This window comes from Pristimantibacillus sp. Z349TD_6 (assembly GCF_056173205.1).
The window spans coordinates 2,702,805-2,714,461 of the sequence record NZ_CM149662.1; the positions used below are offsets into that span (position 1 = coordinate 2,702,805).

The following is an 11,657-nucleotide window of genomic DNA, read 5'->3' on the forward strand; positions in this document are numbered from 1 at the left end:
CTCATTTTAGGTCTTGTAGTTACGTATCTAGCATTTGCTTAATAGGTTATAGCGAAGAGCCCCTGTCATTCCAAGCGGAATGACAGGGGCTCTTTTGATAGATCTTACTTTAAAAAGGGAATGTCGACGATATTGAGGGTCGGGTGCAGACCTCGATTCCTTAAGAGTTTCGAAATATTAGTTAATATGTGGGGGCAAATCTATATTTTGTTAAGTTGTAATGTATGCGCTTACTTTCTATAATTTAGTTATTCAAGACATGAATTGTCTTGTATGGAAAGAAAAATTCCTTTGGATAGGAGGGACAGATTTCACGTTATTTGAAACAGGACAAGTTACGCAGTGTACTGCAAGGAAAAACAACCGACAAACAATGAAAGGAGAGAGATTTATAAAAATTTATAAAAGGTAATATTCAAGTAGTGTGTAGGCAAGCAGTGACAAAAACCAAATTTTAGGAGGTAATAATAGATGTTTAAGTTTAAAAAGAAAGTGTTTACGCTAGTTATTGCAGCTTCAATGAGTATTTCCAGCTTGTTTGCAGTATCCGCAAGTGCAGCGACTGACTACTGGCAAAATTGGACCGATGGTGGCGGCACAGTAAATGCTACTAATGGATCTGGTGGGAATTACAGTGTCAGCTGGTCAAACACCGGAAATTTTGTGGTTGGTAAAGGCTGGAATACTGGATCGCCATCTAGAACAATAAACTATAATGCCGGTGTCTGGGCGCCGTCCGGCAATGGATATTTGACTCTCTATGGATGGACAAGAAACTCACTCATTGAATATTATGTCGTTGATAGCTGGGGCACATATAGACCTACAGGAACATTTAAAGGCACAGTGTCCAGTGATGGAGGAACATACGATATTTATACGACGCAACGAGTCAATGCACCTTCCATTGACGGCACAAAAACGTTCACCCAGTTCTGGAGTGTCCGCCAGTCTAAGAGAGCGACTGGCAGCAACGTCGCTATCACTTTTGGCAACCACGTAAGTGCATGGCAGAGTAAAGGAATGAATCTCGGAAGCAGTTGGTCCTATCAGGTGTTAGCGACAGAAGGATATCAAAGCAGTGGCAGCTCTAACGTAACGGTTTGGTAATAGGTCATCTTCAATTAGGGCAATGGATTGGCGCCTGATGAATCTAGTGTGTTGAGAATGTGTTTAATCTTTTGATCATGATAAGGTCGTTCGGTCTCACAGCCTGCGGCCTTATCTATTTCAAAAAATGATAGAACCTACATGCTACTTGACTATTATCTTTTAGAATCCATCCAGTTGGATCCTTCAGTTTGGACGCATTGAGGACCGTTTTCCGTAAGATGAACGGTCCTCGATGCTGCCAGAGGAGAATTGTAGTCTGTCACGGACTATAATTTTTCCTAAACGTTTAAAGGAGATATAACAATGAGAAAACTAATCGTTTTTCTTATCATAGCAATAATGGTTGTTGTCAGCGCTTGTTCGCAAGAAAAGCCTGATAAAACCTCGAATAAAATACCTGATGACTTTGTCTTAGTCAAAGGCGGACCGTTTATGAACAAGAAGTCCAACTACTATGGTGAAAAAGTAGCATTATCGAACTTTTATATCGGCAAATATGAGGTAACTCAAAAAGAGTGGATTGAGATTATGGGGAGCAATCCCTCGGAATTTAAAGGCGACAATTTGCCGGTAGAAATGGTGAGTTGGTATGACGTTGTGGAGTATTGTAATAAGAGGAGTATCAAAGAGGGATTAACACCGTATTACTCAATAGACAAGAATAATAAAGATCCGAAAAATACAAGTGAAAACGATAATCTAAAATGGACAGTAACGATCAATGCAGGAGCGAATGGTTACCGATTGCCGACAGAAGCAGAGTGGCAATATGCTGCTGGTGGTGGTCAGAAGAGCAAAAGTTACACCTACAGCGGAAGCAATAATGCAGATGATGTAGCGTGGTATTGGAAAAACGCTGGAGATAAAATGTTATCAGGAGAATGGAACTGGCCTATCGTAGAAAACAACCATAACAAAACAAAATCCATCGGTGTCAAGAAACCCAACGAGTTAGGGCTTTACGACATGTCAGGTAATGTAAGGGAATGGTGCTGGAACGGGTTTGGAGACTCGGAAAGCAATAGTAACTCTACCCGAGTTGTAAAGGGCGGAGGCTGGCTTGGTGATGTTGGCGAGTTATCTTATCTGAGCAATTTTGAGGCAAATGGCATGGGTCCCGATCAAGGTTTTCGTGTGAGTCGCGACGAATAAAGGATAAAACCCCAAGAAGAAGGGTCAAAAAGCGTTGATTGACAATGCTGTGTAACGATGATAACTTAAAAAATATAAAACACATTAAACTAAACGGAATTACAAGCTGGCTGGACAACCGGAAGCATGGATTATTAAATCCATGCTTTTTTTTATGTTCAAAAAGGGTAGGTTTAAAATGAACCTATTAGAGATGGAGTCTGGCTTAGAGAGGAGAGTGCAAATCTTGAAATTTGCTTTGTTTAGCCTAATGATGAACATACCGAATGCTGTAAGCGGGGAAACATTGACCACCCACCAGAAATTTGAGAACGTACTTAAACAGGCTGTCCTAGCTGAAGAACTTGGCTTTGATGCTTATGGCATTGGAGAGCGGCATGGAGCACCATTTATCTCATCTTCGCCACCAGTAGTCCTGACCGCAATTGCTGCCAGAACCGTAAAGATTCGTTTGCTAACAACGGTCACCGTTTTAAGCATTCTCGACCCAGTGCGTGTTGCAGAGGACTATGCCACACTGGATCATCTCTCGGGAGGTCGACTCGAGATGATTATTGGCAAAGGAAACGACCCGCGCCACTATCCGCTTTTTGGAATTACCGAAGACGAACAATGGGAATCCCTTGCAGAGCGATATGCACTCCTGAAGCGCTTGTGGAACGAAGAGAACGTAACCTGGCAGGGGCGCTACCGTTCACCGCTTGATAATGTGACTACCGAGCCAAGGCCCTTTCAACATTCAATTCCAATCTGGCATGGAAGCGCATCTAGTACGCTGTCGACCGAATTAGCTGCGAAATATGGTGAACCGATTTTTTCCTCCAATACGTTTCACCCCCAGGCTAAATATAAAGCATTAATCGATCATTATCGCGAGAGATTGGCCCATTACGGCCATGATCCTCAAAAAGCAATGGTTGGCTCGGGATTTGGAAGCTTATATCTAGCTAACACCACAGAGGAAGCAGTCAAACGATATAGGCCCTATTACGATGCTTTCCATGCAACGGCTGCATCGCAGCACAACAACTCGCCTTTCAAAGACCTCGAGGACAATGTACAAAATGGGCCTGCCTTGATCGGCAGCGCTGATAAAGTGATCGAGAAGATTTTAAACTATCATGAAGCTTATGGGCACCAAGTGGTCAGCATCAGTGTAGATGGCTTGTCAGAAATGGAGCAACGTGAGCAAATTGAACGATTTGCCACCGAGGTTGCACCTGTGCTGCGTCGAGAGGTTCCTAGTACAGTATGGAATAGTCCCCAATCATAGAAATCGTGTTTGATGGTAATGAACCAATCGTTGTGATGTCACAATGCTTGGTTCATTTTTTTACCAGAAAATTGAGTTTTAAAGCTCCAGACAATCAGAAGATGTTATACTTTTAAAGCAGCCGTATTGTATTCGTTTTGGCTGCTTTTTATATTGTGCTTCTGATTGTGTATGAATGCGATCGCGTGGTCCGTCCAGTAAATATAAGTTGGGGATTGCAGCGTTCAACATTCATAAGTAAGGCTATCGCTTTCCAAGTGGAGGATTGTTTATATGGTCAATATTCTTATCGTGGACGATGATCCGCACATTCGCGCCTTGATGCGCCTTTATTTGAAGAATGAAGGATTCAATCTGACCGAGGCGGACAACGGAATCGATGCGCATGCTATCGTCAAAGGTTCAGGAATCGATCTGGTCATCCTCGACATTATGATGCCGCATATGGACGGATGGGATTTGTGCAGAGAAATTCGAAAAAGCGATCCCGACATTCCGCTTCTGATGGTAACGGCCAAGGGCGAATCGGGTCAAAAGATAAAAGGCTTCCAGCTCGGGACCGACGATTATATGACGAAGCCGTTTGATCCAGTTGAGCTTGTGATGCGGGTTAAAGCGTTACTGAAGCGATCCCGTATTGCCTCGTCCCAGGTCATACCGTTGGGCGAAATCGTGCTGAATCGGAAAACGTATAAGGTCATGCGGGGAGAAGAGGAATTAGCGTTGCCGCTAAAAGAATTCGAGCTGCTGTTCATGCTTGCCGGCCACCCGGGGCAGATTTTTACGAGAGAGCAGCTGATTACCCAGATTTGGGGCATGGATTACGAAGGCGACGACCGAACCGTTGATGTACATATCAAGCGGCTTCGGGAACGCTTTGCCGGGGACGTCCGCCATTTTCGCATTGAAACGGCACGCAGCGTCGGCTATCGTCTGGCGGTGAATCCGGGATGAAATCGTTATACGTTCGCGTCGTGCTGACTTTTCTGGCCGCCATCGTCATCAGCTTGATCTCATCCCTTCTTCTCGCCCTTGCTCTATTCCAGAATGATCTGAACGCTACGGGTAAAAACGATATGATAATGGCCGGTGATCGTATAATACGCGTGTACGAGCAAACGAATCCTCCGGATTTGGATATGTTCATGAATGATATGGCTGAATTGGTTTCCTATACCTTGCAGCTTTACGACGGCAATGGCGGGATGAACTCCTATGTGCCGACCAAAGGCAAGAAGGTCGGAGCGATTAACCCGGAATCGGTTCGCATGGTACTTCGCGGAGAGCCGTACCGTTCGCATGGAAAAGATAACGGTACATTCGTCGGCCTTCCGTTTTCTTCCGAAGGAAAACATTATGCTTTAATTTTGCAGAGCTCTTCCAAGAACGAAATTACGATCTTCCGATTATTATTCACTATTCTGTTCCTTATGCTTGCGATCGGAAGTTTGTGCATTCTCATTGCCGGCAGATACCTGGTGAAGCCTCTTCAAGCGATGACGGATGCGACTAAGCGGTTGGCCAAAGGGGACTTTGAGGTTGAGTTGAAAATCAATCGAGGAGATGAGCTCGGAACTCTCTCTCGGAGCATCAACGACATGGCTAGGGAAATCAAGCAATTGGAACGGATGCGACAGGATTTCGTATCAAACGTGTCCCATGAAATCCAATCTCCGTTAACTTCCATCTCCGGATTCGCGAAGGCGCTAAAAGATGGCAATCTGTTTATTGCAGAGGACGATCGCGTCCAATACTTGGATATAATCGTTACCGAGAGCGACAGATTATCTAGACTCAGCGATAATTTGCTGAAGCTCGCTTCCCTTGAATCGGATCATCATCCGTTCGAGATGGAATCGTATAAACTAGATGAGCAAATTCGACGAGTTATCGTCGCGTGCGAGCCCCAGTGGTCGGCCAAAAGCATTCGCGTCGACATAGAGTCCCCTTCGGGAGCCGGCGCACGGATAACGGCCGACCGAGATCAACTCAATCAAGTTTGGATGAATTTGCTCGGGAATGCCATTAAGTTCACGCCCCGCGCCGGTCAAGTTCTCATCGCGATCAGCCGGCCTCATCCTCATGAGATTGCCGTTGCGATAAGCGATTCCGGGATCGGCATTGCACCGGACGATTTAAGCTCTATTTTCGAGCGCTTCTACAAAGCGGACAAGTCGCGGGCCCAAGACCGAAGCGGCAATGGTCTCGGACTTGCCATCTCCCACAAAATCGTTGCTCTCCATCGCGGAAGCATAGAGGTGAAGAGCACCGTCGGACTGGGCACGACGTTTACCGTGACGCTTCCCGCTGCCTTGCATAACGATTCCGCCATTTGCAAATAAGTTCACGCTCCGTTCATATTTCTCCAATACACTCAGTTCGATTCACATATAACTGATCGGAGGAATAGAAACGATGAGCTTTATTCAAGATGTTTTCGATTCATTAAAATGGTTGACTGTCTGGGAAATGATCTTATGTGCACTAAACTTGTTCGTCTTGCTGAGGTATGCTTGGCCCCTTCTCAAAAATAACCGCTGGTTGGATTTTATACCGAGCGCAGGTGTAATCATTGCGATTATTAGCCTTATGAATGGTGACGCCTCTATACTGGCTCTGCTGATTTACTCCTCTACGGCCATCCTATTCTTAAGTACTGCGAGAAGAGTCTTTAAACCGGCTACTAAGCAGATGTCTTCGAAATTTCGCTTTGTCATGGTTATCGTTTGCGTCCTTGGTACCCTTCCTACGTTATTGGCATTAACCGTTGCGGGAGAAGTTCGATACAATCCGGTGAGCGATTTAAGCCATAAGAGCTATTCCAAAGCTTTTATCGCGATGAACGAAAGACTGTCCGCCGAATACCCTTTCGGAGACTGGAAAAAAATCGATTGGGAGGCAAAGAAAAAGAAATACGAGCCTCTTTTCCTCCAAGCGGAAAGCAACCATGATTCGAGCCTCTACTATAAAACTTTAAGGGATTACCTCTTTTCTTTCCGCGACGGACATATCGAAATCGCGAATGAACATCTTTACGACGATAATAACACGTTTAAAAATGAAGTCGGCGGCGGATTCGGAATTAGCGCCGTTCAATTGGATAACGGCAAGGTATTGGTTAGCTTACTGTTAGCTGGCAGCCCGGCTGACAAAAGCGGAATCAAGCTCGGTGCCGAAATCATTTCGTGGGACGGGAAAAACGTTCGGGAAGCATTGGACCAAACGTCCTGGAGCGAGAACCCATCGGCAACCGAAGGAGATCGAATTCAAAATCAAGGGCGTTTCTTGGCAAGAGCTCCAATCGGCAAAGAAATCCAAGTCGAATTTCGGAATCGGGATGATGAAGCGAGCAAGACTGCGACGCTTACAGCCTACGACGATCAATACGAGACCTTGAAGAAAACGAAAATTAAGCTAAAAAAAGAAGATCCTCCCGTAGAAGGCGAGGTCCTTCGAGAGGAATACGGGTATGTGAAAATCAGATATTTTCTTCCCGGAACGACGCAATCCGATCCCGCACAAGCGCTGGACGACCTATTAAAAGAGTTTCAAGAGAAAAGTGTAAAGGGAATCATCATCGATTTACGCGATAATCCGGGCGGAGACGACGACCTTGTTGCCCAAATGGCAGGACATTTTGTGAACGAGGAGAAGATCTATGAATACGTCAGTTACTACAATCGAAATACGGGTCGTTTCGAAATCAACCGCGCCGAAACCAGAACCATTCATCCTTCGCATATTTACTTTTCAGGGAAAATCGCGGTCCTCATTAATTCTAACACCGCGAGCTCAGGGGAAGGATTGCCTTTGTTCTTAAAAGGAATGCAAAATGTCAAGATTATCGGCTTTGCGTCCACGAACGGTTCGTTCGGAGTCGTATCCGCTCCTATAGAAATGAAAATGCCGGGAGGATATATCGTGCAGTTTCCGGATGGCAGATCTCTTAATCAAGACAAAACGATTCAAGGCGATAGCGATGAACGCGGATTTGGCGGAGCGGCTCCCGATATCACGGTTCCGATGAATGAGCAAACGTTTAAGATGAAATATATCGATGGGCAAGACGTGGAATTGAATTATGCAATAGATTTTTTGAAGGAGAAAAACAGATGACCATAATTGACAAATTAGCATCGTCACTTAACCGCAAAGACGAAGGTCCTAACCAGGAGCTGGCGAAATATATTGCCGATCGAGATGATAAGGGAGCGGTAATTGAACTAGTTGATAACTTGCATAACAATGACAAGAACATCCAAAGCGATTGCATTAAAGTTCTCTATGAGATTGGAGATCTTAGGCCATCTTTAATTGCTGAATACTGCAAAGAATTCGTAACATTGCTTGATCATGGAAACAATCGACTTGTTTGGGGGGCTATGACAGCACTAGATGCGATAACTCTTGAAAATCCGGAAGTCATATATTTAGCACTAGAGAGAATTGTTGATATTACGGACAAAGGTTCAGTAATCACCAAAGATCACGGGGTAAATATTCTGATTAAACTTTGTTCGCTCAAACCATATGCGGATCATGCATTCACATTACTCATCGAACAGCTTAAGAAATGTCCGACCAATCAGCTACCAATGTATGCGGAGAATGCAATAGCCATCGTTAACGATAATAACAAAGCCCTTTTCATAAAGACGCTTTCCTTACGACTGGGCGATATTGAAAAGGATACAAAACGAAAGCGTGTGGAGAAACTGATTAAGAAATTGAGCTGAAGCTTAAGTGAAAAGTTATTATTCAAGAGGAGTAGCCTATTACAGGCTGCTCCTTTTTTTGTGAGCAAGTGGAGTTAACAATCATAACTGAGGGGCTATCATCAGATTTTGTTGACGATACCGTGACAATAGATCGATCAAACTCCTTCTGGAGACCGAGCGCAAAATACATCGACTGAGGGAAGGTCATTTCTTTTGGATGGTATATGATGGAAAAATAGTGCAGTAATGGGGCGTTGCCTCCATAAGTTAACCGGTGAAACAACAAACCATGTTCTAAAAAAATAGGATACGAGGAGATGAAAGTAGTGAAAAAGTTAATCGATTTCAAAAATGTAACGAAAGAATACAACATAGGTGAAGTGACAATTAAGGCGCTAGCGGGTGTTGATTTTTCCATAGCAGAGGGGGAATTCGTTGTCATTTTAGGTGCAAGCGGTGCCGGTAAAAGTACAATTTTGAACATACTTGGCGGTATGGATACAGCTACTTCAGGTCAAGTGTTTGTTGGTGACCATGAAATCACAAGATTAGGCGAAAAAAAATTAACAGAATACCGTGGTGAGAAGGTAGGTTTTGTATTTCAATTTTACAATTTGATTCCGAATTTAAACACGCTAGAGAATGTTGAATTTGCTACGGAAGTATGCAAAAACCATTTGGACGCTAAAGATATTTTACATAAAGTGGGATTAAAAGACCGAATCAAAAACTTCCCTTCCCAGTTATCTGGAGGGGAACAGCAAAGAGTTGCTATCGCGAGAGCGGTTGCCAAAAACCCTTTACTATTGCTTTGTGATGAGCCCACCGGAGCTTTGGATTATGTAACGGGCAAGTCTGTCTTGAAGCTTCTTCAAGATTTGAACAAAGATACGAAAAAAAGCGTTGTTGTGGTCACTCATAACTCTGCAATTGCTCCTATGGCTGATAAAGTCATAAAGGTTAAAAGCGGAATGATAGAGAGCATCACTATAAATGAGGAAAAACAAAGTGTTGAAGGGATTGAGTGGTAATTATGAAATTGTTACTAAAATCATTAAGGGATATCAAACAATCGATAGGACAATTTATAGCTTTTGTTTTGGTTATCGCAGTAGGAGCTTTCTTCTATACGGGGCTTGTAACTTTGAGCGACAATCTTGGCGCGTATACGAAGGTTTATTTTAAAGAACATCATTTAAGCGACTTAAATGTATACTACAGCCAAATTTCAAGCGATGATGTGGCTCGTCTAAGCGAGATTGCAGGTATTCATAAAATAGAAGGACGGTATAGCTTTGATGCCACGCAAGCTTTTAAAGATTATAAAGCGATTTTGAAAATCCATTCCATTCCTGAAAAAAATGAGATAAATACGCCTACGATCATTATGGGCAATATCCCGTCAAAACAGGATGAAATCGTAATAGATTCCGCTTATGCCAAGGAACATCATTTTCAACTAGGTGACACAATCAGTATTAGCAGGAATGGAAGTAACTTTAATTTTACAATTAGCGGCTTGATTGAGAATGTTGAACATACTAAAAAGAACGAAACGCAGGACCATAAAACCAGCGGAATCGCTTATATTAGCGAAGCGACAATTCCTGCAATCGCAGACGGCTTTTACTATAATGAAGTCATGATTGAGGCGCAAGAGGGTTACGATATTGATAAAATAGGTCAAACCATTGAGGTTCAATCCAAACCACTCCCTTATTTAACCCAAGAAAGTAAAGAACGGTCTTTCAATTACTCTCAATTGAACCAAACGATACATAATAATAAATTGATGAGTAAGGTTATACCTCTTGTTCTCTTTTTGATTGAAGCAATTATTCTGTTCCTTACGATGTCGAGAATTATTGATTCACAAAGAAACCAAGTAGGCATTATGAAAGCTTTGGGTGTAAAAAACAGAAATATTATGCTTCATTATATGGGGTATCCTGTGCTGGCAAGCATCATAGGTTCTATCCTTGGTTATGTCATATCCGCTATTGTATTTATTCCATTAATTACAGCGTCGAATGCAAGAGCTTACTCTATGCCTGATATTTCATTCACACTTTCAATATTTTCTATTATTCCTCCAATTATTTTCTCCAGCGCTTTTGGAATCCTGTCATGTTACTTTAGTGGCAGAACGATATTAAATGAGCGTGCAGCCCAGGCGATGCGTCCTAAACCGCCAAAGAAGATGAAGAAGCTGCTCATTGAAAAAATTCCGGGTATTTGGAGCCGAATTTCCTACAGTCATAAGCTCATTTTGAGAAATATATTTTTAAATAAACAAAAAGCTTTAGCGAGCTCCGTTGGTGTTGTTGTAAGCACTGTTTTATTGATCACTGCATTTGGCACACAAATGTCTTTGGTGAAGGTGGCTGATCAAGTTGAAGAGGTGTATACCTATGATTTGAGAGTCGATTATGCAATAGGAACATCTTCTGATTCGATTAATCTCCCTTCCAATATTGCGAAAAATCATAGATTATCCACCTTTCCTGTTGCCTTTATAAAAGAAGATGTCAAAGAAAATGCCACATTAGTTGTTACGGAAAAAGAAAACGACCTTATTCATTTCTTTGATGAAAATGATAAAAGAATTCGTTTAGAAAACAATGGTGTACTAATACCCAAATCTTACGCTGACAAGTATCATATAGCTGAAGGCGATACGATCCAAATGGAATTTACAGCACCAGAGCTTAACCAAAAATCGGTGAACATGAAGGTTTTAAAAATATCTAATCAGTATTCGAATCCTTCGTTTTATAGCACACCCGAATATGTGAATAGCTTAGGCATAGACTATCGCCCAACCTCGGTTTTAGTTAAAGCGAACAGCTCGGTGGATCTGATAAGCGTTCGTAATTTCTTTGAGCAGGATCAACGTGTAGACACCATTGCAGATAAGGATGATCTAAAGAAATCCGCGCAATATATTTTGAGGCAAAATAGTTTTGTATTCATTATGTTTATCATTTGTGCGGTCATACTTTCCTTTGGGGCTATCTATACGATATCTTCCATTAACATTTATGAAAGGATTCGTGAGCTTGCAACACTAAAGGTATTAGGCTATCAAAAAAATAAAATAAACCGGCTTATCTTTTCCGAAAATATCATTTTAACCGCCTTTGCGGTAATTGTAGCGTTACCGATTAGCGGCTATATTTACACCATTATTGTTCAGGCATTGTCGAGTCCCCATCAGCAAATCCCAGATAAATTAAACATAACGATCATGTTAGTTTCTATTCTGCTTGCGTTCTTACTTACTACGCTTTCTAATTTACTGCTTCGGCGAAAAGTTTCTCAAATCAATATGATTGAATCATTGAAAAGTATGGAATAGAACGTATTGATCGTTTCATTAGAGTAAGATTTTCGAAGATTCA

At 42.5% G+C, this 11,657-nt stretch carries 9 protein-coding genes; all 9 read left to right on the forward strand.

What is annotated here, in order from left to right:
• Positions 1 to 471: 471 nt before the first annotated feature.
• The 9 genes from AC0VYE_RS11250 to AC0VYE_RS11290 all read left to right on the forward strand — a co-directional run bounded on the left by AC0VYE_RS11250 (position 472) and on the right by AC0VYE_RS11290 (position 11,614).
• Positions 472 to 1,110: a glycoside hydrolase family 11 protein gene (locus tag AC0VYE_RS11250; RefSeq protein WP_076269489.1), complete on the forward strand. Its 639-nt coding sequence runs from the start codon at positions 472 to 474 to the stop codon at positions 1,108 to 1,110.
• Positions 1,111 to 1,416: 306 nt separating this feature from the next.
• Positions 1,417 to 2,265, forward strand: a complete 849-nt coding sequence (locus AC0VYE_RS11255) for a formylglycine-generating enzyme family protein (protein WP_475447936.1) — start codon at positions 1,417 to 1,419, stop codon at positions 2,263 to 2,265.
• Between the two features lie 226 nt (positions 2,266 to 2,491).
• Positions 2,492 to 3,538: an LLM class flavin-dependent oxidoreductase gene (locus tag AC0VYE_RS11260; protein ID WP_475447938.1), complete on the forward strand. Its 1,047-nt coding sequence runs from the start codon at positions 2,492 to 2,494 to the stop codon at positions 3,536 to 3,538.
• A gap of 273 nt (positions 3,539 to 3,811) precedes the next feature.
• Entirely contained in the window at positions 3,812 to 4,492 is a 681-nt protein-coding gene (locus AC0VYE_RS11265) for a response regulator transcription factor (protein WP_475447940.1), read from the forward strand.
• Positions 4,489 to 5,880, forward strand: coding sequence for a sensor histidine kinase (locus tag AC0VYE_RS11270; protein WP_475447941.1), 1,392 nt, complete (start codon positions 4,489 to 4,491; stop codon positions 5,878 to 5,880). The genes AC0VYE_RS11265 and AC0VYE_RS11270 overlap by 4 nt, the downstream gene beginning before the upstream one ends.
• Before the next feature lie 73 nt (positions 5,881 to 5,953).
• On the forward strand, positions 5,954 to 7,654 hold the full coding sequence (locus AC0VYE_RS11275; protein WP_475447943.1) for a S41 family peptidase: 1,701 nt from the start codon (positions 5,954 to 5,956) through the stop codon (positions 7,652 to 7,654).
• Positions 7,651 to 8,274 carry a hypothetical protein gene (locus tag AC0VYE_RS11280; RefSeq protein ID WP_475447945.1) on the forward strand — a complete coding sequence of 208 codons (624 nt, stop codon included), beginning with the start codon at positions 7,651 to 7,653 and terminating at the stop codon, positions 8,272 to 8,274. Before AC0VYE_RS11275 ends, AC0VYE_RS11280 begins: the two co-directional genes overlap by 4 nt.
• Positions 8,275 to 8,582: 308 nt before the next feature.
• Positions 8,583 to 9,287, forward strand: a complete 705-nt coding sequence (locus AC0VYE_RS11285; protein WP_475447947.1) for an ABC transporter ATP-binding protein — start codon at positions 8,583 to 8,585, stop codon at positions 9,285 to 9,287.
• A 2-nt stretch (positions 9,288 to 9,289) separates the two neighbouring features.
• Positions 9,290 to 11,614 carry an ABC transporter permease gene (locus tag AC0VYE_RS11290; RefSeq protein WP_475447949.1) on the forward strand — a complete coding sequence of 775 codons (2,325 nt, stop codon included), beginning with the start codon at positions 9,290 to 9,292 and terminating at the stop codon, positions 11,612 to 11,614.
• The last annotated feature ends 43 nt before the right edge of the window (positions 11,615 to 11,657 follow it).